The organism is Ekhidna lutea, from assembly GCF_900188325.1.
In the GTDB taxonomy this organism is placed as follows: Bacteria; Bacteroidota; Bacteroidia; order Cytophagales; family Cyclobacteriaceae; genus Ekhidna; species Ekhidna lutea.
The window spans coordinates 1-22,604 of sequence record NZ_FZPD01000003.1 but is presented as its reverse complement, the minus strand read 5'-3'; the positions used below and the strand labels follow the sequence as shown (position 1 = coordinate 22,604).

At 40.6% G+C, this 22,604-nt stretch carries 18 protein-coding genes; 10 read left to right on the top strand and 8 right to left on the bottom strand.

The window, feature by feature from the left end:
* The first annotated feature begins 8 nt into the window (after positions 1-8).
* Positions 9-929: an SdiA-regulated domain-containing protein gene (locus CHB71_RS07870; protein WP_089356371.1), complete on the top strand. Its 921-nt coding sequence runs from the start codon at positions 9-11 to the stop codon at positions 927-929.
* Positions 930-4,514 (top strand): BamA/TamA family outer membrane protein, encoded by a 3,585-nt coding sequence (locus CHB71_RS07865; protein ID WP_089356370.1) that lies wholly within the window; start codon positions 930-932, stop codon positions 4,512-4,514.
* Positions 4,515-4,518: 4 nt separating this feature from the next.
* Here CHB71_RS07865 and CHB71_RS07860 read toward each other — a convergent pair whose 3' ends face one another.
* On the bottom strand, positions 4,519-5,139 hold the full coding sequence (locus tag CHB71_RS07860; protein WP_089356369.1) for a hypothetical protein: 621 nt from the start codon (positions 5,137-5,139) through the stop codon (positions 4,519-4,521).
* Between the two features lie 48 nt (positions 5,140-5,187).
* A complete protein-coding gene (locus CHB71_RS07855) occupies positions 5,188-5,553 on the bottom strand; it encodes a DUF1573 domain-containing protein (RefSeq protein WP_089356368.1) in 366 nt (121 codons plus the stop codon).
* 127 nt (positions 5,554-5,680) lie between these two features.
* On the opposite strand from CHB71_RS07855, the gene CHB71_RS07850 reads away from it, so the two are divergent.
* From CHB71_RS07850 to CHB71_RS07835, 4 genes are all read left to right on the top strand, one after another.
* Complete coding sequence (locus CHB71_RS07850) at positions 5,681-6,913, top strand: sensor histidine kinase (RefSeq protein ID WP_089356367.1); 1,233 nt, start codon at positions 5,681-5,683, stop codon at positions 6,911-6,913.
* Positions 6,906-7,595: a response regulator transcription factor gene (locus CHB71_RS07845; protein WP_089356366.1), complete on the top strand. Its 690-nt coding sequence runs from the start codon at positions 6,906-6,908 to the stop codon at positions 7,593-7,595. The genes CHB71_RS07850 and CHB71_RS07845 overlap by 8 nt, the downstream gene beginning before the upstream one ends.
* 102 nt (positions 7,596-7,697) lie before the next feature.
* Entirely contained in the window at positions 7,698-9,089 is a 1,392-nt protein-coding gene (locus CHB71_RS07840) for a PP2C family protein-serine/threonine phosphatase (RefSeq protein WP_089356365.1), read from the top strand.
* Positions 9,090-9,101: 12 nt separating this feature from the next.
* Positions 9,102-9,500 carry a DUF1987 domain-containing protein gene (locus CHB71_RS07835; RefSeq protein ID WP_089356364.1) on the top strand — a complete coding sequence of 133 codons (399 nt, stop codon included), beginning with the start codon at positions 9,102-9,104 and terminating at the stop codon, positions 9,498-9,500.
* A gap of 53 nt (positions 9,501-9,553) precedes the next feature.
* On the opposite strand, the gene CHB71_RS07830 is transcribed toward CHB71_RS07835, so the two are convergent.
* Positions 9,554-10,384: a T9SS type A sorting domain-containing protein gene (locus tag CHB71_RS07830; protein ID WP_089356363.1), complete on the bottom strand. Its 831-nt coding sequence runs from the start codon at positions 10,382-10,384 to the stop codon at positions 9,554-9,556.
* Between the two features lie 141 nt (positions 10,385-10,525).
* On the opposite strand from CHB71_RS07830, the gene CHB71_RS07825 reads away from it, so the two are divergent.
* The 3 genes from CHB71_RS07825 to CHB71_RS07815 all read left to right on the top strand — a co-directional run bounded on the left by CHB71_RS07825 (position 10,526) and on the right by CHB71_RS07815 (position 13,618).
* Positions 10,526-12,139, top strand: a complete 1,614-nt coding sequence (locus CHB71_RS07825; protein WP_089356362.1) for a sensor histidine kinase — start codon at positions 10,526-10,528, stop codon at positions 12,137-12,139.
* The gene (locus CHB71_RS07820; protein WP_089356361.1) at positions 12,129-12,821 is read left to right on the top strand and encodes a response regulator transcription factor; all 693 of its coding nucleotides are present in this window, start codon (positions 12,129-12,131) and stop codon (positions 12,819-12,821) included. Before CHB71_RS07825 ends, CHB71_RS07820 begins: the two co-directional genes overlap by 11 nt.
* A gap of 68 nt (positions 12,822-12,889) precedes the next feature.
* Positions 12,890-13,618, top strand: coding sequence for a 1-(5-phosphoribosyl)-5-[(5-phosphoribosylamino)methylideneamino]imidazole-4-carboxamide isomerase (locus CHB71_RS07815; RefSeq protein ID WP_317043975.1), 729 nt, complete (start codon positions 12,890-12,892; stop codon positions 13,616-13,618).
* Here CHB71_RS07815 and CHB71_RS07810 read toward each other — a convergent pair.
* The 5 genes from CHB71_RS07810 to CHB71_RS07790 form a co-directional block, all read right to left on the bottom strand.
* A complete protein-coding gene (locus tag CHB71_RS07810) occupies positions 13,615-13,914 on the bottom strand; it encodes a hypothetical protein (protein ID WP_089356359.1) in 300 nt (99 codons plus the stop codon). The genes CHB71_RS07815 and CHB71_RS07810 overlap by 4 nt on opposite strands.
* Before the next feature lie 117 nt (positions 13,915-14,031).
* The gene (locus tag CHB71_RS07805; protein ID WP_179213344.1) at positions 14,032-14,757 is read right to left on the bottom strand and encodes a DUF3667 domain-containing protein; all 726 of its coding nucleotides are present in this window, start codon (positions 14,755-14,757) and stop codon (positions 14,032-14,034) included.
* Positions 14,758-14,906: 149 nt separating this feature from the next.
* Complete coding sequence (gene infB, locus CHB71_RS07800; RefSeq protein WP_089356357.1) at positions 14,907-17,627, bottom strand: translation initiation factor IF-2; 2,721 nt, start codon at positions 17,625-17,627, stop codon at positions 14,907-14,909.
* A 21-nt stretch (positions 17,628-17,648) separates the two neighbouring features.
* Positions 17,649-18,890, bottom strand: a complete 1,242-nt coding sequence (gene nusA / locus CHB71_RS07795; RefSeq protein WP_089356356.1) for a transcription termination factor NusA — start codon at positions 18,888-18,890, stop codon at positions 17,649-17,651.
* Position 18,891: 1 nt separating this feature from the next.
* The gene (locus CHB71_RS07790; protein ID WP_089356355.1) at positions 18,892-19,332 is read right to left on the bottom strand and encodes a ribosome maturation factor RimP; all 441 of its coding nucleotides are present in this window, start codon (positions 19,330-19,332) and stop codon (positions 18,892-18,894) included.
* Between the two features lie 330 nt (positions 19,333-19,662).
* On the opposite strand from CHB71_RS07790, the gene CHB71_RS07785 reads away from it, so the two are divergent.
* Positions 19,663-22,604 (top strand): beta strand repeat-containing protein (locus tag CHB71_RS07785; protein WP_144017366.1); only part of this gene is annotated, 2,942 nt, incomplete at its 3' end.

The window sequence follows — 22,604 nt, the reverse complement described above, 5'->3', positions numbered from 1 at the left end:
CCAACCTAATGATTACACTAAAGAACATAGCCCCTATTTTATTGTTCATTTTGCTGATTTCTTTTAGTCAGGCGTGTTGCACAGGGAATTTTGGTCAGCATGCAGATAGTCTTTTTTTAGTGACAGAGCATGTTGAGGTCAATTATGACCTGAAGTCACCAGACGAAAAACATTTTCTCCCCTATGTCCTGGAAGAAGTCTCTGGTCTTACCTTCAAAAGTCCAAACTCGGTATTGGCTGTAGATGATGAATCAGGGAGGGTTTATGAGTACAATCTCAATAAAAAAGACATTACTCACTCCATCCAGTTTTATAAATCGGATGACTATGAGGGAGTGGAGCTACTGAAAAAACATGTCTATGTCCTAAAAAGTGATGGGGATATCTTCAGGTTTCCATACACATCAAAAAAAGAGCTTATTGCAGATAAGTTTGAAAATGCCTTTACATCTAAAAATGATACAGAGGGGTTAGGGTTCGACCTCAAAAACAACCAATTGATAATCGCATGTAAAGAGGAAGGTAGTCTATCGGATAATCAAACAAATGGTCGGGCTTTTTATGCAATTAATTTAGACTCGATGACACTCATTGAACGGCCCCTTTTTACGATCGGGCCTGATCAGCTCAAACGTTTTTGGGAGCAGAACAGATCGTTTGAGTACAATAAAGACAGAATTAAGTTTAAACCTTCAGCTATTGCCACACACCCGATTTCCGGTCATTACTACATCTTGTCATCGGTTGGAAAAATGCTTGTGGTCGTCAACAAGAATGGGCTGATTCAGGCTACATACCCGATCTCTCCAAGGATTTTAGGTCAGCCAGAAGGGCTATGCTTTTCTCCTGAAGGCACCATGTACATTAGCAGTGAGGGGGAGGGTGATCGAGGTTATATCTTAACTTTCAAAATGAACAAACCTGACTAAATGAGGCAATTAGTATTTCTGTTTATTCTTTTTCCTGCTATCCTGTTTGGACAAAAAGTTTACCTGATAGGTGATGCCGGGGAACCAAAGGACCAGGATAAAAACCTGGTCTTGTTGAAAGAAAAAGTAGCTTATGCCACACCCGAAGACTATCTGATTTTCCTTGGCGACAACCTGTATCCAAAAGGCTTGCCCGAAAAGGAGCATCCGGAAAGAGAGGAGCTAGAACAAAAGCTGATTTCGCAGCTAGATGTGATGAAAGTGTTTCCAGGTAAAGCCTATATGGTCCCAGGCAATCATGACTGGGCTCAGGGGCGAAACTACGGATGGGAACGAGCGTTGAATATGGAGCGCTTTGTTCAGGATTATCAGGAAGGTACAGATGCATTTCATCCTACGGGAGGATGTCCTGGGCCGATAGAAATACCAATGAATGATAAATCGACCCTTATCATTCTAAACACGCAGTATTTTTTGCATGGTTGGGACAAACCGGATGAGGATGACAATTGTGAAAACAAGTCGGCCATTGAGGCGTTAGAAGACCTCAAAACGATTGTCAGAAGAAATAAAGGAAAGCATATCCTCATTGCTGCCCATCATCCAATATTTACTTACGGTGAGCATCATGGCAATTTCAGCTTTAAAGATCAGATGAAGCCTCCGGTGTTGGGAAGCCTTCAACCTTTATTTCGTAGGCTCATTGGCAATATTCAGGATGTAACCCATCCCAAGTACAGAGCGATAATGAAGCAGGTAATTTCAGCCATGAATGAAGCCGAGAGTGTCGTTTATGCAGCAGGACACGAACATTCTTTGCAATTCATTCAGCAAGAAGGGCATCATTTTATTGTGAGTGGTTCTGGTTCCAAAACCACTCATGTGAAGCAAGGGAAGGGAAGTCTATTTGCAAAAAGTGAACAGGGTTTTGCTGTTCTAACCCTTGAAAATTCAGGAAAAGCGTCTGTTGAATACTGGGGCGTGGATGGTGGTCTGCTCTATGAAAAGGAAGTTTATTCAAAGCAGCTACAGAAAAGCATTGAAAATATTAATATGCCTGATTTTTCGGACAGCACTATCACAGTCGTCGCAAGCAAAAAGTATGAGGGAAAAGAAGGAAAAGACTTCTGGTTAGGAGCAAACTATCGGGATGTCTGGAATACGCCCGTCGAGGTAGACGTTTTTGATCTTGGCGTTGAAAGAGGTGGACTTGAAGTGGTGAAAAAAGGGGGTGGCATGCAAACCAAATCACTTCGATTAAGTGCGAAGGACGAAAAAGAATATGTTCTTCGATCAATTGAAAAATATCCGGAAAATGCCATTCCAACGGCTCTTCAAAAAACATTCGCACAGGATATTGTTGAAGATCAGATTTCAGCCTCCCATCCTTATGCAGCATTCATAATTCCGCCACTTGCTGAGGCTGCACACATTTACCATACTAACCCCAAACCGGTATATATCCCGGATGATCCCAGATTAGGACAGTTTCGTTCGACTTTCGCCGGTACGCTTGCGTTATATGAAGAGCGACCAAATGAAGCGGCTTCCAGGGATGCACACTTTGGAGGGGGCGAGGATATTGATGGGACAGACACTGTCATTGAAAACCTGAAGGAAGACAATGACAATGCAGTAGATCAAAATTTCGTTGTAAGAAACAGACTGTTCGATATGTGGATCGGTGACTGGGACAGGCACGATGACCAATGGCGATGGGCGCAAATAGATCAGGAAAACGGCAACCTGTATCGTCCAATTCCCAGAGATCGTGATCAGGCTTTTTTCATCAATGAAGGTATAATCCCCAAGCTGGCAGCTAGAAAATGGGCACTTCCCAAAATCGAAGGGTTTGATGAAGAGGTAGACTGGGCGCCCGGGATTAGTCAAAATGCCCGCTTTTTTGATCGCACATTTATGAACGAACCTGACTGGAATGACTGGCTGGAACAAATCGATTTTCTGCAAAAAAACCTGACGGATGAAGTGATCGATCAGGCTATTTCCCTGTGGCCAGAACAAATTCAATCACTCACCGGAGATCGCATTCGCACAGGCTTGCAAGCTCGCAGAGCAAACATGGAAAGCTATGCAAGAGAACTATATCTATTCCTTTCTAAAGAAGTAGAGGTTACCGGCTCTGATAAACATGAATATTTTCTGGTAGAGCATCTAACGCCTTCTGAAACAAAGGTGACTGTCAGAAAACGAAAGAAAGATGGAGAGGTCGAGCATGTCATATATGAGCGTATCTTCAAAAGCGATGAAACAAAAGAAGTACGACTCTATGGTTTTGATGGTGAGGACGTGTTTGAAGTTAAAGGTCAGTCGAGCAAAATCAAAGTCCGAATAATTGGAGGTACTGACAAAGACCTCATCATCAATGGGAATGCAGACGAAAAGCTGAAAAAAGTTAAAGTATACGATCGCTATAAAAGCACAAGAGTTCAGGGCAACTCAAAGGGCATCTTAAAACTGAGTAATGACCCGGCAATTAATCGGTACAACAGGAAAGCTTTTCAATATGATGTACTCATGCCGCTAGTGACTGCTGCGCTAAATCCAGATGATGGCATTTTTCTTGGAGGTGGATTTTCTTACACCAAACATGGTTGGAGGAAAGAACCTTTTGCAGCAAAACATTCCTTCAAAGCCATTGGCGCATTTGAAACCGGCTCTTATCAGTTCGATTATACCGGGGATTATACAGATGTTTTAGGAAAATGGGACCTGAACACTTCGTTGCTTTGGCAAGAGCCATTTTTTGTGAATAATTTCTTTGGCATTAGCAATGAAAGCGAATTCCTGATGGATCAGTTTGTTGCTCCCGACGATGACCCCATCGACTACTACAGGGTACGAATGGACAGGCTGGAGCTAAACGCTGGTCTCTCCAGAAACGTCGGAGCAAAAGCCAAATTCTACTTGAGTAGTGGATATAAATCGGTAGAGGTAGAGGCATCAGACAATCGGTTTATCACAGATCAACCATCAGACGGGAATGATTTTAAGGAAAACCAATATGCCCGGTTTAAAACCGGCATTTCATTCGACTCCAGAGATAGCAAGGTTTTAACAACTGCCGGAATGACCGCTTTTGCTGAAGTGGAACATTTGGAGGCGATCACTGACTTTTCAGAAAGCTCAACACGACTCAGTGCTGAGTGGGCATTCTACCTGACGGCCAAACTGCCATCACGATTGGTAATTGCAAATCGACTGGGTGCATCTCATATCACATCCGATCAATTTGATTTCTTCAATGCAAACATTTTGGGGGGACGAACTAATCTGAGGGGATTTAGAAGAACACGGTTTTACGGTGAAACTTCTTTTTATCACAACCTGGATTTAAGGCTCAAATTGGCATCATTCCGTAGCTACATCTTTCCCGGGCAGTTCGGGCTTTTAGCTTTTCATGATACAGGTCGTGTATGGGTAGATGGAGAAGACTCAGATGAGTGGCATGCCGGGAAAGGATTTGGGCTTTGGATAAGTCCGCTTAATACACTTGTGCTTAATTTCAATTATGCATTTGGCGAAGAGGAGAACCTGCCAACCTTCTCGATGAGCTTTTTCTTTTGAAACGTTACAATTCTTCGATTTTACTCACCTCAAAATCTCCGTTTTTACTTTGCAATTCGATTCGTCCTTTAAATACTGCCTCCACACCATTATCCATTATGAGATATTCGTTTGAGTCGAATTCTATTTTCATTTTATCCAATTTGTAAATTGAAATGCCTTTTGGAAACACACCAAAATAACCACCTATTAAAGGGTCGTTATTGCGCTTTTCAAGAATAAAAAATTCTCCCAAAAATTTAACCTGTTTACCATCGACTTTAAAAAAATAGGTTGACGAAAGTCCATCTTCAAAACTATGAACACTAGCTACAATAAAGCTATTTTGAGAATTTTCAGATCTATAGAAATAAGCATAGCCAAACCTTCCATCAGCCTCAACTTGATGTACAAATTTCAAACTATCATCAGCTAATAAACCAATTGAAGGCTTCCATTTTGGTTGAATCGCATGAACCCAATAGATATCATTATACAGGTTGGCTTTTAGATGAATACTCTGTTCATTGATACTTATCGGAAAATATTCTAAAGGAAGATCTACTTTCTTATAATCGACTCTTTGCGCCAATGCAAGAGTGGACGCTACAAAAAAAGGAAAACTGAAAATTAACCTACTCAACATGTGATAAATATATAAAACCCCTCACCCAAACGGATGAGGGATTTGATGCTATTCTACCACCTCACCTTTAAAGTGTAGATAAGTATACTCCTCAGAAGCAGAGGTCTTAATTCTGATATTCTTCTTGAACGTCCCCACCTTGCCTGATTTAAAGCTAGCAGTCACTGAAGCCGATTCACCTGGCTTGATTTCATCTTTCGGAAATTTCACATTCGTGCATCCACACGATCCTTTGGCTTCAAGAATGGTGATAGCCTGACCGGTCGAATTAGTGAAGTCAAAGGAAAGTTCTTTTGATTCATTTTTAGTAACCTGACCCAGGTCGATTGAAGTGGTTTTCCATTTTAAAGGTGACATACCAGCGATCACAGCTACTGCGATCCCCAGCATTACGATAAATGTTGCTTTTCTCATTTTGAATAATTTTAGTTTTTCCAAATGTGACAGCAACTCAGCCAAAACACTGTTAATGATCTCCTAATGATTGTTAATGAGTTGTTAAACCTCAAAATCTCCGTTTCATAACGCCTACATTTGAAGAATGAAGAATGCACCTATTCGTGTATTAGTAATTATTGCCATTGTTTCCCTGATTGGCATTATTGGAACACAGGTATATTGGCTCAATCGGGCAATAGAGCAGCAGGATCAGGTCTTTAATCACAATGTGCAAGTCGCCCTGAGGAATGTAGTAGAGTCTTTGTGTGAGGCTAATGGAAAAGATTTTCCTACGGTTAATCCCATTGAGCAGGTTTCAGGGAATTACTTTATTGTTCGAACCAATGACAGAATAGATATCACTAATCTGGAATATTTAATCTCGGCCGAAATAAAGAAGAGAGCCATATCACAAGACTTTGAATATGGAGTTTACGATTGTGCCAATGATCAGATGGTCTATGCTGACAATGTAAGTTTGAAAAATCAGGCCAACAGTCCTGCCATTCCTGTTTTGCAAAATGAAGAATACTATTTCGGCGTTTATTTCCCGGAGAAAGCCAAAAACCTGTTCGCAGGCTTTGATTTGTGGAAGTTTACCACGCTTATCACACTGGTCGTAATTGGCTTTTTTGGATACGCGCTGTTTGTGATCCTTCGTCAGAAGCGGCTCAGCGAAGTGCAGCGTGATTTCATCAACAATGTTAGCCATGAACTTAAAACGCCATTAGCTACATTGGCATTAGCTTCTACAACCCTTCATGAAAGATCTGCTGAAAAAGACAACAAGTATTTGACAATTATCAATAATGAAGTCGCTCGTTTACATAAAAATGTTGAAGATATTTTAGAGGCATCCTTCATTGAATCCAAAAGGCCAATTCAAAAAGCACCACTTCAGCTGGACCAGTTTCTGAACACGCTGACGGAAGGGTTTAAAAGTGAATATGCCTCAAAGCTGATAAGCTGGGACCTAACAGGAGAAGCGAACAGAGCTATTTTTTCCAATGAAAAACTACTTGAAAAATGTATAAGAAATCTGGTAGATAATGCAATAAAATACGGCGGAAAGCATATCAAAATAGCCTTTAGTCAAGATCAAAACCAAACCGTTATAAGTGTCGCGGACGATGGGCCGGGCATACCAAAAGAACACCTCAAGAAGATATTTAAGAAGTTTTATCGCGTACCTGAGAGTCAACATCAGCACAATCAAAAGGGATTTGGTTTGGGACTCCACATTGTAAAGTCTGCAGTTCAAAATCTAGGCGGAAAAGTTGGTGTCGAATCTAAAATAGACGTTGGAAGTACATTTAAAATAATATTGAATGGCTAAGATACTATTGGCAGAAGATGACCAAAACCTTGGGTTTATGATCCAGGACAACCTGCAGTCACTTAATCATGAGGTGACTTGGTGTTCGGATGGATCCCAGGCTTTGCAATCCTTCAAATCAGATCAATATGAAATCTGTTTGCTTGATGTGATGATGCCAAAAATGGATGGCTTTGAGTTGGCTAAAAATATCAGAGATCAAAACGAATTTATTCCCATTCTATTCTTAACCGCTAAATCACAAGAGGAGGATCGGTTATCAGGTTTTGAGATTGGTGGAGATGATTACATCACCAAACCTTTTTCGATGAAAGAGCTGGGGTATCGGATTCAAGTATTCCTCAGAAGAAACTCCACCTCGATAGACTCACCGCCAACACAGCTTATCAAATTTGGTCATTCATCTCTCGACACAAAAAACCTTGTTTATTCTTTCCACGATCAAAAACAATCCCTTACTCAAATGGAAGGAAAACTCCTTGGGATGCTTGTTCAAAACCGGAATCAGTTAGTAAAAAGAGAAGACATTCTTGAAACGATCTGGGGTGAGAACGATTACTTTAAGGGGAGGAGTCTTGATGTCTTTATTACTCGATTACGTAAATACCTTTCTAACGATTCTACACTAGAAATCAAGAATCACCATGGCGTTGGTTTTTGTCTTCTGATTTCAGGTACATAAATCCAATTCCCTCTAAGAACTCGTAGGTATTGTAATTATTTCTGTGAGAACGGTTATAATCCATTACCAACAGTTTAACCATTACCCTTTTTAGGGCTACACATGAAACAAGTAGAACTACTCGCCCAGCGAGCCTTACAGGTTCAGTGGGAAGAAGAACTAAAAAAAGCCACAGTAAAATATCACATTGCGGGATCCTGGGTTGCCGTGATCTTCAACCTGATCTTCGGTGCTACCGATTACATCAACGTAAACCATCATTTTGAAGTTTTTTTCATTTTCCGATTAGCAGTATCGGCGCTCACTGCAATTCTTCTAGTTCTTCGCAAACCGCTAAATATTTCCGCTGACTTTCTGATTTTCGTCCCATTCCTGCTGATATCTGTTCAAAATGCGTTCATGTGGAGTCTAATGGATGCGGAGCACCTGCAGAAGCATACGTTGGCATACATCGCATTATTTATTGGTGCCGGCATGCTAGTACTATGGAAAATCTATTGGTCTATCATCGTAGTTGTAATATCAATTGCAGCCAATATTTACTTTTTGGCTAAAAACAGTACTCTTGGGCTGGAAGAAATCCTGGCGAGTGGAGGCTTGCTAACCGGTACCGTGATGATCTTTTCGATTATTCTCATTCAAACCCGATTCAATCTGACTAAGAAGGAAATTATTTCGCGACTGGCGTTAGAAGATTCTAACAAGCAGTTAAATGCTCAAAAGAAAATTATTGAATCAAAGAATAAGGATATTACTGCAAGTATTCGTTATGCGAAAAAAATCCAGGAGGCAATTCTACCTTCTGAAAACTTCATTAAAAAATACCTCCCTAATTCATTCGTCTTTTATCATCCACGAGATATTGTAAGTGGTGATTTCTACTGGTTCAGACATATCAATAATATTTCCTATCTGGCAGCAGTGGATTGTACAGGGCATGGAGTACCTGGCGCTTTCATGAGTATGATAGGAAATACCATTCTAAATAAAATAGTCCCCGGTAAAACTCAACCTGCTGACATCCTCAACTCTATGAGATCTGAAGTGATTGACACATTGGAACAAGGAAAAGAAAGTGCACAGCGTGATGGGATGGATATTGCGCTTTGTACAATTAATCATGAGACCAAAGTGCTTGAATATGCTGGAGCATTTAATCCATTGGTGCTCATAAGAGGTGGAGAGATGAAGGAAACTAAAGCAGACAGAATGCCAATTGGCTCTTACTTTGGGAAGATTGATAAGCAGTACACAAATCACTCCATAGAACTGAAAGGTGGAGATACATTTTATCTATACAGTGATGGTTTTCAGGATCAGATCGGAAGTAAAGCCGATCGGAAGTATTCTTCAAAAAAGTTTAAGGACTTTTTACAAAGTATACATCAGAAGGACACAGAAGCACAATTGCTTTTGCTTGAAAAAGAAATTGCTGAATGGAGAGGTGATGAAGAGCAATTGGATGACATGCTAATCATAGGAGTAAAAGTCTAAAATAACGAAGAAATGAAAGAATCATATATACGCGAAGCTACCCGAACAACACCATATGCATGTGTAAACTTTCAGGCAGGAAAAATAGAACTGCAAGGAAGATCTAGCCCGGAAAATACAATGGAGTTTTATGAGCCCTTCATCAGAGCCATTACCATGATAGGCAAACTAAATAAGGAGAAAATCGAAGCTGATTTCAAGCTTATGTATTTCAACACAAGCTCAGCAAGATGCATATATCTCATTGTTAAGCAACTAAAAAGGTTAGAGGATAGCGGTAAAAATGTTGTAATCAACTGGTACGCAGAGGAAGATGATGAGGATATGTTAGAAACCGGTATGGACTTTCAGGATATCGTAGATATTAACTTTAATATTATTATGACAAAAAGTACGGATGAATATGTATAAAAAACCGGTTGAATTAATATCAAACCGGTTCCATATTCAACCTTAAACCTAACCTAATTGATTACTATTTTCTTGGTTAATCTCTTTTTGCCCTGACTTATCTCTAGCAAGTAGATTCCTTCTTTTTGGCCAGATAAATCTATCATTTCCGAGTATGTGCCTCCAAAACGATCAAAATGTCTACTGAAGACTTCTTTGCCTTCGAGATTTGAAACCTTTATCGCTAAGCTTCCTTCTTCAGGAACACTAAATCGAACCTTGAATCGCCCATTGGATGACGGATTTGGATAGAATGAAAGGTCGTCAAGTTCTAGCATACTAGAATCATCCACCTTGCCTTTCTTGCCAAACTCATCGTCGACATCTTCAATCTTTACTCGCTTTATTTCGATCACTCGAACGCTCTTATCTCCATGAAATTTGTCAAACATCTCCTCCATCTCTATCCCGAGCTGTTTCATACGTTCTCTATATTCATCCAGATTCATGCCATCCAGATGTAAATCAAAAAAACCATCAACAGAGTCATCATCGAAATGTTTGAAGAAAAAAGTGTTGTCACCATCCTCTTCATCACCATGGAAGAACTTGAAGAAAGACTTGTTATGATCCCTCAATTGATCCAGGTGTAGAAAAACATCATCATCACCAGACCTATCAAACCAAAAGTTGAACTGCTCATCTTTTCCTGCAAATTCCTGATAGTTTGGGTCCGCATGCATTTCTTCAGTGCTGTTGTATTCTCCCTTAAAGGTTTTCTTCTCACCATTAATTTCTTTGGTAATCTCCACGATAATTTTTCCATCATCGTCAGCAAAACCCTGAGCATGCCCACCAAGGGCCATAGCCAGAGTCACAATACCTATTGTAAGTTTCGCTTTCATATTATTTTGAGTTTTATTGAAATCGTTTTTCCTTATCGAAAGTACGACGGGACACTCTATCTCTCTGTTAATCAGTCGTTAATCCTTGTTAAAAATGGTTAAAGATGAACTACGCTGAGGACTTCATCGTATTTTTGAAGTATGCAGCGTAAAACACTGAGATGGATTATTAGCATGATGGGGTTGGCCATGATCGGCCTTATTTCACTTCAGCTTTACTGGATTGATTCATTGGTTACAGCCAATGAAGAAAGATTCAGGAAAGATGTGCTTGATGCTCTTAATTCAGTCGCAAATAAGCTCGAAAAGCAGGAGACCTATGCTGCTCTGCAAAAGCTCAATTATGTTAACTCACCTCTCTACGAACAGAGGGAAAATTTACACTTACAACAAGTTGAGAATTCTGAAAAACTACGGAATAGAAAGAAAAATGAAAATGTTGAGGTCCTTAACCAGGGCAATCGACAGATCTTCTACTTTGCTGATACGGTAAATGAGGGTGGTTTTGAATTTGTTGTGAACTTTTCCAGTGTGGCAGATCGGTTCTTTTTTGATAATACTCCACCACCTCCAGGCTCTTCGATGGAACAAATGCTGGAAGAGCGAGACGTAAAGATCCAGCAACTTGAAAGCAAATTGGCTAAAGTTTCCAGAAAGTATGAGCTGACGTTTGATGTTGTGAAGGATTTAATGGGACCCAATCGTTCCATTTCCTCGCGATTCAGCCCACAGCAGCTAGACTCCTTACTTAAGAACGAGTTAAACAGTAAGGGCATTGATATCTCATACGAATACGGTGTTATTCAGCCTCAGCAAAGTCGATTTCTGCTTCTGACAAGTGGCGGCCAGAAAAAAGAATTAGCTCAAAGTGAACTTCGAGCCTCTTTATTTCCTAACGACATCTTTGACAATGACAGCATATTAACAATAAGCTTCCCCGGTAAAAAAGGTTACTTAATGAGCAAAGTCTGGTCCGCCATGGTGAGTTCCGGGTTTTTAGTGCTGGTCATACTATTCTGCTTTGGATACAGTATTCGTACAATCGTTCGGCAAAAGAAACTATCGGAGATGAAGAATGACTTCATCAACAATATGACACATGAACTTAAGACACCAATTTCTACAGTTTCATTGGCTGTAGAGGCGCTAAACGACAAAGACATTGAACAAAGCAGCTTGCGCACGAAGTATATTAAAGTTATTGGGGAGGAGAATAAGCGACTTGGTGATCAGGTTGAAAAAGTGCTACAAATCGCAGCTATCGATCGCAATGATTATAATCTGAAGCAGGAAATTTTGCATATGAGTAACATGGTGAAAAATGCTGCCGAGCATATAGCTATGCAGGTTGAGCAGCGAGGTGGGAGACTAAATATGATAGAAAAAGCCGAGAAAGATGTGGTTCAAGGGGATGAAATGCATCTTACCAACATCATCCTGAACCTTCTCGATAATGCCAATAAATACTCACCCGAAGCACCAAACATTACTCTCCGCACTGCCTCTGATGATGAAGACTTTATCATTTCTATTCATGATAAAGGAATTGGTATGTCTCGTGAGCAGCAGAAGCATATCTTTGAAAAATTCTATAGAGTGCCCACAGGTGACCTCCACAATGTAAAAGGATTTGGATTAGGCTTAGCTTACGTTCAGAGAATTGTGGAAGCCCATGGAGGAAGTATTCATGTGGATAGCGAACCGGGAAAGGGAAGCAAGTTTTCAATCACATTACCATTAGCAAATGAAGCCTAAATTATTGATCGTTGAAGATGACCCTAACCTGGGAGAAATCCTGAGTGAATACCTTGGGTTAAAGGGGTATGAAACAACGCTAAAAAGAGATGGAGAAGAAGGAGGTGAAGCATTCAAGGAGGATGAGTACGATCTCTGCATATTGGATCTGATGATGCCAAAGAAAGACGGATTTACATTGGCAAAAGAGATAAGAGCGACTGATGATGCCACCCCAATCATCTTCCTCACTGCCAAATCAATGAAGCAGGACATAATCAAAGGGTTCACTATTGGAGCAGATGATTATATGACCAAGCCATTCAGCATGGAAGAGCTTTTGCTGCGCATTCAGGCAATTTTAAAAAGATCGGTCAAAAAAGAAGAGGAAGACAATTTTCCAAACCCATTCACAATAGCTGATCTTACTTATTACTATCAGGAAAACAGGCTTGTCACTCCTAAACGCGAAATAAATCTTACTACAAAGGAAAATGAGCTTATTAAAATATTTTTTGAGAATGTAAACAAGACAGTAGAACGAAGTGTTGCCTTGAAAAAAATATGGAAAGACGATAGCTATTTCAATGCCAGAAGCATGGATGTTTATATTGCCAAAATCAGGAAATACCTTCAAGATGAACCCAGTCTTAAGATATTGACAATTCACGGTGAAGGATTCAAATTAGTGGAAGTGAAGTGATTCTATTCTCACCAGTATTTTGTATCTTTATCAAAGAGCGATTCTAAAAGAACCAATCTCAACTTATTATGCTACTCGTACCATCAATATCAGTTATTGAAGGCAGAACCATTCGCCTCACTCAGGGAGACTACTCCAGGGAAAAGGTGTATAATGATACCCCAATAGATGTAGCAAAGCAGTTTGAAGATCATGGAATTAGCCGTATACACTTAATTGATCTGGACGGTGCTCGTAAGGGGACTTCTGTCAACTATGACATCCTTCACATGGTCTCAGCTTACACAGATTTAAAAATCAACTTTACTGGTGGACTACATACTGACGGTGATGTTTTAAAAGCATTTGAATACGGAGCGGAAAGTGTTACCGCTGCATCGATTGCCGTTTCTAACAAAGAACAGTTTGCCAATTGGCTAATGTCATATGGTAGAGAAAAAGTGGCTTTAGCCGCAGATAGTCTGCAGGGAAAAATTCGAATTCGCGGTTGGCAAAAAGCAACCTCAAAAGATCTGTTTGATCATATCTCCTATTTCTACGACAGAGGACTCAAATACCTGAAAACTACAGATATTTCGAAAGACGGAGCTATGGAAGGCCCTTCCTTTGATTTATATAAGAAGCTACTTACTGAATTTCCTGACCTGAGCATTTTTGCCAGTGGTGGCGTTAGAGGTATGGATGACATCAAAAAGTTGCGTGACCTTGGTTTGTACGGTGTAATTTTTGGGAAAGCATTTTATGAAGGTACTATTTCCCTTGACGATATTGATGACTATCAGTCAGTCGAAGCTTAGGGAGCCTCCTCGTTATCGTATTTGAATTTGTAGAGAAAGTAAAAGATAAAGTTGTATTTGCTTACAGAATCATCTTCAACTGAATCAACTTCGTTTTCAACACTCGATGGTGATTTACTCTCAACCCTATCCTGGCGGAATTCAGATTGACCTTGTCTATCTTGTTGTTGTGATGTTGAAACCTCTCCATCAGGTCTCATCATTCCTTGCTCAGCTTTCCGTCTTCCTTCCTGACCAGGCTCTTGACTTCCTGTTTGTATTTCACTCACATTGGAGTTCGCAAACGCCAAATTCATTGAAAAAATTAGGGTAAAAACGGTCAGTATCGTTTGAAACTTCTTCAAGATTTTATCTCAATCCACAAAGTAACGAAATTATAGCTGGAAGGTTGTGCTTTTTTATAAAACTTATCCTTAAGATTGTATCATTTCGGGATTAAATATTGCTATTAGAATGCCGATCCCAATCCCAACAATTAGCGCAAAAAGTGTGAATAACAAAATCGCACTTACATACACTCCCACTGTCTTAACAAAACCAAGCATAAAATTCCTTCTTGGAAAGCACTTGTGTAATGCAAAAGCATAATAAACAATCGACAGGATCATGCCTGTAACATTGAAAAGATGTCCACTCAAAGCTAATATCCCAAGCATAGCCATTGTAATCCACATCCCATGACAGGATAAATAGGTTGTAACTACTGCGCGTTCTATGTAATTGAGCTTTTCTCTACGATAGAACCAGCCCAATGAAATAGCAAAAAATGGAATCATAATAGCTGCCATGAATCGGAAATTTTTTGCCATAAACTCCATAACGGATTGTTGCATCTTAGCTTGATCCTCACTTATTGCTTGGTTGCCGGCGGGATTGAATGTATCGCTATTTTGTTTCAAAAAATCACCCACCTCAAGACCAAACAAATCGAATGAAATAATAAGTAGGGCCGTCATAATAACTACATAGCCTAAAGGTCCTATGTATCGAGTCCTATTGCCTGATAAATAGGCATTAACGACTATTCCGGGTCGTATGGTCATATCTAAAACAGTACGCCCAAACTGATTATCGAAACCAATCCATTTCGAAAAGAATTCTTCCGCAATTGTTCGAAAAGAAACACGTTTCACTTCCATCTTTTGGCCACACTCAGGGCAGAATTTGTGGCTGTTGTCAACACCACAATTCACACATGTTCTCATATTTGGATATGTTGGAGTGCTGTAAAATAAAAAAAGCTCATCAAATATTTTTGATGAGCTTTAAATCTATATGTTAACTCTTTCTAGAGTGTTCGCTTTACTTCTTTCACCTCAAAGCCTTCGATGATGTCACCAACTTTAATGTCATTGAAGTTTTTAATGCTCAGTCCACACTCGTAACCATTCTTCACTTCACCAACGTCTTCTTTGAATCGCTTGAGCTGGTTAATTTCACCTGTGTAAACCACAATACCATCCCGAACTAATCGCACTTTATTTGACCGTTTCACAATACCATCTGTCACATAACACCCGGCTACTGTACCCACTTTGGAGATCTTGAAGACATCTCTTACTTCAATATTTCCAGTGATTACTTCTTCACTGGTTGGCTCCAGCATTCCTTCCATCGCATCCTTCACATCATTGATTGCATCGTAAATGATAGAATACAACCTGATCTCAATTTCCTCCGTTTCCGCAAGCTTTCTGGCTCCTCCTGATGGTCTTACCTGGAAACCAACGATTACCGCATCAGACGCTGATGCTAACAATACATCGGATTCTGATATCTGACCAACAGCTTTGTGAAGGATATTAACCTGTACTTCTTCTGTAGAAAGCTTCAATAGTGAATCTGCCAAGGCTTCAATAGAACCGTCCACATCACCTTTTACGATTACATTAAGCTCTTTGAAGCTTCCAATAGCAAGCCTTCTGCCAATTTCATCAAGGGTAATATGTTTCTTGGTTCGAATGGATTGCTCTCGGAGAATCTGCTCTCGCTTATTTGCAACCTCTCTGGCCTCTCTGTCACTTTCCATGACATTGAATTTGTCACCTGCTTGTGGAGCACCGTCGAGTCCAAGCATCAGTACCGGTGTGGAAGGTCCAGCAGCATCCAGTTTCTGACCCCTATGATCAAACATGGCTTTTACCTTACCAAAATATGGCCCTGCCAACAGCACATCTCCAACCCTTAGAGTCCCAGCCTGCACCATAATGGTTGATACATAACCTCGTCCTTTGTCCAACGAAGCTTCCACAACTGATCCTACCGCTGGCTTATTTGCATTAGCTTTCAGCTCAAGGATTTCTGCTTCTAATAATACTTTATCTAAAAGGTCATCTATACCTTCTCCCGTTTTAGCCGACACATGCTGGCACTGGTATTTTCCACCCCAATCTTCTACGAGAATATTGATATTGGAAAGGTCTTCTTTGATCTTATCCGGATTAGCATTTGGCTTATCAACCTTGTTGATTGCAATTACGATTGGCACACCCGCTACCTGAGCATGGTTGATTGCCTCTTTCGTCTGCGGCATCACAGAGTCGTCTGCTGCGACTACAATAATTGCAACGTCAGTAATTTTGGCTCCCCTGGCTCTCATAGCAGTAAATGCTTCGTGACCTGGAGTGTCTAGAAAAGCAACACGTTTCCCACTGTTCGTCATCACGTCATATGCGCCAATATGCTGGGTGATTCCCCCTGCTTCTCCTTCTGTAACTTTCGATTCTCTGATGTAATCGAGTAGGGATGTTTTACCGTGATCTACGTGACCCATTATCGTCACAATAGGAGCACGATCTTCTAGTGTAGACTCATCATCCTCAACTTCTACAATGTCAGTTTCTTCTTTGGCCTCCGTAAAGTCAACGTCATAGCCGAACTCATCTGCTATAACGGTGATCGTCTCCGCATCCAATCTTTGATTGATGGATACGAACATGCCCAATGACATACATGCAGAAATGACATCATTCGCAGTTACGTCCATTAGCGACGCAAGGTCATTTGCTGAGATATACTCAGTTACATGTAGTGTTTTTGATGCTTCTTCCGCCTGAAGTTGTTTTTCTTCTTCTTCCTCAGCTCGAGCTGATCGTTTGTCTTTTCTGTATTTAGATCGCTGTGAGCTACTCTTTCCACTACCGCCACTTAGTTTAGCAAGCGTTGCTTTAATCTTATCCTGAATTTCCTTATCAGAAAGCTCCTCCGTTTTTCTTCCGGTTTGTGTTCTTCCGCGATCACCTCTTCCACCACCACCTCTTTGTGGAGGGCCTCCGGCTGATTGAATTCGTTTTCTAGGACGCTTCTTCCTATCTTGTTTAGAATCAGATGATGCTACCGGCTTTGGCTTGTCTTTTGGAAGCTCAATTTTGTCTAAAACCTTCAAGCCTCTCAATGAAGCAGCTTTCGCCTTGATGATTTCTTTTTCCGGAGTTTTTTCTTCTTCCTTCTTAGGTTCTTCTTTTTTAGCTTCTTCCTTCGGCACTTCGGCTTTTTCTTCCTTCGGCTTGGCCTCTTCTTTGGCTTTTGGCTCTTCCTTCTTCTCCTCTTCCTTTGCCTTCGGCTCTACAGTTTCTTTCTTAGGCTCCTCCTTCGGTTTCTCTACTTCTTTTTCCTTCTCCTCTTCCTTTTTTTTCTTTTCTAGATCTATCTTCCCAACTACCTTAGGGCCATCCAGTTTTGTTTTCGCAGAGATTTTTTCCGGTTGAGGATCAGAACCTACATTATCCTTTATAAGTATACGCTCGTCCTCACTCTTCTCTTCTTTAGAAGGCTTTTCAGCATCAATAACCATATTATCGGTTTTCCCGCCGATGGTAAGCTCAGAAGCTTCTTCTTTATCGTGAGCAGAATCCGCAAACTCACGCGCAAGCATGTCATACTGCTCCTGTGGAATTTTAGAGTTTGGGTTTGAATCAACTTCATGACCCTTCTCTTTCAAGAATTCCAGGATAGTATTCTTACCTACGTTTAGCTTTCTTGCTACTTGACTTAATCTGTATTCTGCCATATAAACCTCTCAAAATTAAGTTTATTCAAATTCCTGGCTCAGAACTCGAATGACTTCATGTACTGTTTCTTCTTCCAAATCTGTTCTTCTCACTAGATCATCTGTGCTTAGCTTTAATACACTCTTCGCAGTATCTAGCCCTACCCTTTTAAGCTCATCAATGACCCAATCCTCCAGCTCATCAGTAAATTCTTCCAAATCAACATCTTCTTCTGAAGCTCCATCAAGCTCTCGGAACACATCGATTTCCATTCCAACCAATTTACTGGCCAATTTAATGTTTTGACCCCCTTTTCCTATGGCCAAAGATACCTGATCAGGCTTGAGATAAACAGAAACTCTGTCTTTCTCCTCACTAATTTTCATGCTAGTGATCTTAGCCGGGCTAAGCGCTCGTGCCAGATAAAGCTCTAGGTTATCCGTGAAGTTGATCACATCAATGTTCTCATTTTGCAATTCACGAACAATCGAATGGATTCGGGATCCCTTCATACCTACACAAGCTCCAACCGGATCAATTCTGTCATCGTAAGATTCTACCGCCACTTTCGCTCGCTCACCTGGCTCTCTAACCACGTTTTTAATGGTAATTAATCCGTCGTAAACCTCCGGTACCTCAGCCTCAAAAAGACGCTCAAGGAATACAGGTGATGTTCGTGAAAGCATGATTTTAGGATTTCCATTAACCATCTCAGCTCTATGGACAATCGCCCTAACAGTATCTCCCTTTCTGTATCGATCTTTCGGGATTTGCTCACTCTTAGGTACGGTAAGCTCATTCCCATCACCGTCAGTCAAAAGAACCTCACGGCCTAAAACCTGGTATACTTCTCCCTGAATGATTTCACCAACAAGATCTTTGTATTTCTGGAATAGGATGTCTTTTTCCAGGTCTTTGATTTTTTGGATAAGAGTCTGACGAGCCGTCATTACTGCTCTTCTACCAAAATCTTCAAGTTTTATTTCCTCCGCAACTTCTTCACCAATTTCAAAATCGGGCTCAATCTCCCTTGCTTCTGTTAAACTGATCTTATCATGATCCCAGATATCTTCAGAGTTGTCATCTACGATCTCTCTAAATCTCCAGATCTCAAGGTCACCGTTATCAGCATTTATTACAATGTCGAAATTATCATCGGTCTCGTATTTCTTACGGATCATCGTTCTGAATACATCTTCCAGAATTCTGATCATAGTCGGGCGGTCAATGTTTTTGCCCCTGGCAAAATCCGCAAACGAATCAATTAATACTGACGCTTCCATCTTACTTGAATGATACTTTTACTTTTGATTGTTTTATTTCTTCAAAACCAAGCGATCGTTCCTCCTTGTCCTTTAGAACAATCCCATCGTCTTTTACTTCTTTTAGCTGGCCTTCATGATGTTTACCATCCACTGTTTCAACTTCCAGTTTTCGACCGATATTTTTTAAATATTGGCGATGCAATGTAAGCGGAAAATCTAAGCCTGGAGAGGAAACCTCCAGTGTATACTTTCCATCCAGTAACTCCAGTTCCTCCATCTCATTGCCAATATACCTACTCACCTTGCTACACTGATCAATGGATATACCATTGTCTCCGTCTATGAATACAAGAACCTTTTGGTTTCCAGCAGACCCCTTTACTTTCACGTCTACCAGAAACAAATCTTTGCTTTCCTGTAATGCTATTTCAGCTAACTCTTTTACTTTCTCCTCAATCACATTTCTATGAATAAAAAGAGGGGACTGCTGTCCCCTCTTTCGGAATTCTATCTATAACTAAACGCAAAGGTATGAAACTAAAGTCGAAATTCGACAATTCCGTTAAAAATTCTCCGCTTTTAGATCACAATTGAAAATTCAATATGAAAAAACAGCCATTCATCTAAAGTTATACACATAACCCGCTGGTTTTTTGGAAATTATGCATGCATAAGATAACTTTTACCACCAGTTATTGAAATAGTCTCACCGCCCTATTTTCTTAACCAATAAAACCAAAAAGCCCTCGGCTGGAAACAGCCGAAACTAGTCTCTAAATATCCCCGTATTATGAAACGATTAAGAAGCGCAGTTTTTACTGCATTACTAACGTCCTGCATTATTGCTTATGGTCAGGACAATTCAGTAGGTATTAACACTACCTCTCCAAATTCCAATGCTGTTTTAGAGTTAGTCTCACCTCAGTCAGATCAAGGGTTTCTAGTGCCCCGGGTCACCACTTCGCAAAGAATTGGTATGAGCGGTTCTCTGAGTAGCAGGGAAAACGGATTGATGGTGTTTGACACAACTGAAAATCTTTTTTACTACTGGAGTGGTGGTGTTTGGAAAGCTGGACTAGGGGTTTTAAATGTAATTACTGCAGGTGGGGATCTGACAGGAAGTTACCCAAACCCAACAATTAAATTAGGGGCTGTGGTTGAAAACAGAATCGCTGATGGGGCTGTTTCTACTTCTAAACTTCAAAATAGTAGCGTAACTACAGGGAAAATTAATAATGGCGCGGTTACTACAAACAAAATTGCAAATCAAGCAGTCACAGGGGATAAGCTTGAGGACTTAGGGACAATAACGGCAGGTACTTACGGGACAGATGCTTTTAATGTTCTACAATTAACCGTTGATCAAAAGGGTCGTGTGACTGGTATTTCTGAAGTTATTATTCAGATTGGCTCCTCCAACATTATAAATGGAGCCATTCAGAATGAAGACATTGCTAACGGAACGATCACCATTTCTAAAATAAATACAGAAGGCAATGCTAACAGTGTTTTAACGGTTGATGCTTCTGGGAATCCTGTTTGGACGAGTCGTAATGAGTTTACATCATCCGCACTCCCACAAGATAACATCTACATTGGTAACAATTCAGGAATTGCGCAAGCTCAACCAGCTAGTGGTGATGTTACTATAACAAACTCCGGATCATCAGCTGATATCCAAATTAAAACCGGAGCAGTTACAACCAATGAAATATTGGACAATACAATCACCGTTGGTGACATTGGAACGAATGCTGTCGATTCCGATGAAATTGCAACAGATGCAGTAGGGTCTGACGAAATTGCTGCTGATGCTGTTGGGTCAAGTGAAATAGCAACAGATGCAGTAGGGTCTGACGAAATTGCCACGGATGCGGTGGGGTCTGATGAAATAGCATCCGGTGCGGTGGGATCAGATGAGTTAGCCAATGACGCAATAACTGCAAATGACATTGCCACTGGTGCTGTAACGACTGTTGAGATTTTAAATGAAACAATACTGGCGGAAGATATTGCTACGGATGCTGTTGACTCTGATGAAATTGCTTCAGGTGCGGTGGGATCAGACGAATTAGCCGATGACGCAATAACTGCAAATGACATTGCAACGGGAGCTGTCACAACTGTAGAAATTTTAAATGAAACAATTCTAGCAGAAGATATTGCCACAAATGCAGTTGGAGCAGATGAAATCGCTCCACTTTCTGTGGGAACATCTGAATTAGCTAACGATGCAGTAACAAATGCTAAAATTGCTAATAATGCGATTCAAACTGAAAATATTGTTGATGGACAAGTCCAGACTGCAGATATAGCCACTTCTGCTGTGACTGAAGATGAGCTAGCAAATAATTCAGTTACCACTAACAAAATATTAGATGATGCCGTTACAAAAGAAAAGATTAATCAGGATGTAGCTGGACCTGGATTGATTCAAAGTGTAGATGGGAGTCTTGAGATCAATGACGGCAATGGACTTCAAATTAGTGGTGATATTTTGTCAGTCAACCTTGGTGACTTAGCTGGAGACGGAATCGTTGTGGATGGTGTTAACGATGAGCTGGATATTAATGCTGATAACGCAACATTAGAAGTAAGTACTGATATCCTTCAGGTCAAGGATTTGGGGATAACAACTGCAAAGCTTGCAAATCAGGCTGTAACTCAAGGTAAAATTTTACCGGCCAACGCCAACGCTTTGCTGATCTCAAATAATGTTCCCGCCGCATCTTGGTTCGCACCTGGAGTAAATCAAATCCTAACAACTGGGCCGGGAGGTGCAATTACCTCAAGGCCTGTTACTGATTTTGCAACGAAAGACCTAAACTACGGTAGTATTTTCGTTGGTGATAATTCAAACACCGCCCAACAATTATTTGCTGGACAAGCCGACTACTTACTTATAGGAAATGGGAGTACTATTGTTTCAGCTGGAGTATCTGCTGGATCTGATGTTGATATTTCACTAAGCGGCCCAAATGTTCTTACAACCATTCAGGACAATGCCGTCGATGGAACAGATTTGGATTTAACAACTGATTTTATTGTTCCAGGCACAGGGCAAATCATCTTAAATAATACCAACGGTATAAGAGTTGCTAATGCCACAGATTTAAATGGAGTTTTAGATGTGGCAGGACAAACTGATTTAGCTGCTACTAATGTATCAACTAATGTGAGAGGTACACTTAATGTATCACAACTAGCAACTTTCTCAGGCAATGTAGATGCACAGAATGGATTGGATGTGACCAATGCTGACCTGACAGTTGGTGGAACTCGTTTTATAGTTGATGATGCCACGGGCAACATCAATACAGCTGGCAACTTCTCAGCAACCGGTAATGCAAGAATAGACGGAACATTTAGGTTTGATGCTACTGGACAAACGGTTGACAATATCAGAACAGATGTAAGAAATGATGGGTCTGAGAATAATAACTCCTTAGTTACTGAGCAAGCAGTAAGTGCAGCAATAAAAAACGCTGATGATGATATTAGGTTAAAAATTAATGCAGATTCTACTGCCATCTGGAACAAGGTGCAGGCGGACTCTACCTACCTCGATGATCGCATCGCGACCAACATCGCTGACATTGCTACGCTCGATGCAGAGGTGGATGCCGACTCTACCGCGCTCTACAACAAGCTACAGGCGGACTCTACTTCCACCTGGAGTAAGATTCAGACAGACTCCACCTACCTAGACGATCGCATCCAGGTTAACATCAA

Bases quoted from the DNA above. Each gene is read 5' to 3' on its own strand.
- CHB71_RS07870 (WP_089356371.1), top strand. From the start codon at position 9: ATGATTACACTAAAGAACATAGCCCCTATTTTATTGTTCATTTTGCTG.
- CHB71_RS07865 (WP_089356370.1), top strand. From the start codon at position 930: ATGAGGCAATTAGTATTTCTGTTTATTCTTTTTCCTGCTATCCTGTTT.
- CHB71_RS07860 (WP_089356369.1), bottom strand. From the start codon at position 5,139: ATGTTGAGTAGGTTAATTTTCAGTTTTCCTTTTTTTGTAGCGTCCACT.
- CHB71_RS07855 (WP_089356368.1), bottom strand. From the start codon at position 5,553: ATGAGAAAAGCAACATTTATCGTAATGCTGGGGATCGCAGTAGCTGTG.
- CHB71_RS07850 (WP_089356367.1), top strand. From the start codon at position 5,681: ATGAAGAATGCACCTATTCGTGTATTAGTAATTATTGCCATTGTTTCC.
- CHB71_RS07845 (WP_089356366.1), top strand. From the start codon at position 6,906: ATGGCTAAGATACTATTGGCAGAAGATGACCAAAACCTTGGGTTTATG.
- CHB71_RS07840 (WP_089356365.1), top strand. From the start codon at position 7,698: ATGAAACAAGTAGAACTACTCGCCCAGCGAGCCTTACAGGTTCAGTGG.
- CHB71_RS07835 (WP_089356364.1), top strand. From the start codon at position 9,102: ATGAAAGAATCATATATACGCGAAGCTACCCGAACAACACCATATGCA.
- CHB71_RS07830 (WP_089356363.1), bottom strand. From the start codon at position 10,384: ATGAAAGCGAAACTTACAATAGGTATTGTGACTCTGGCTATGGCCCTT.
- CHB71_RS07825 (WP_089356362.1), top strand. From the start codon at position 10,526: ATGCAGCGTAAAACACTGAGATGGATTATTAGCATGATGGGGTTGGCC.
- CHB71_RS07820 (WP_089356361.1), top strand. From the start codon at position 12,129: ATGAAGCCTAAATTATTGATCGTTGAAGATGACCCTAACCTGGGAGAA.
- CHB71_RS07815 (WP_317043975.1), top strand. From the start codon at position 12,890: ATGCTACTCGTACCATCAATATCAGTTATTGAAGGCAGAACCATTCGC.
- CHB71_RS07810 (WP_089356359.1), bottom strand. From the start codon at position 13,914: ATGAATTTGGCGTTTGCGAACTCCAATGTGAGTGAAATACAAACAGGA.
- CHB71_RS07805 (WP_179213344.1), bottom strand. From the start codon at position 14,757: ATGGAAGTGAAACGTGTTTCTTTTCGAACAATTGCGGAAGAATTCTTT.
- infB (WP_089356357.1), bottom strand. From the start codon at position 17,627: ATGGCAGAATACAGATTAAGTCAAGTAGCAAGAAAGCTAAACGTAGGT.
- nusA (WP_089356356.1), bottom strand. From the start codon at position 18,890: ATGGAAGCGTCAGTATTAATTGATTCGTTTGCGGATTTTGCCAGGGGC.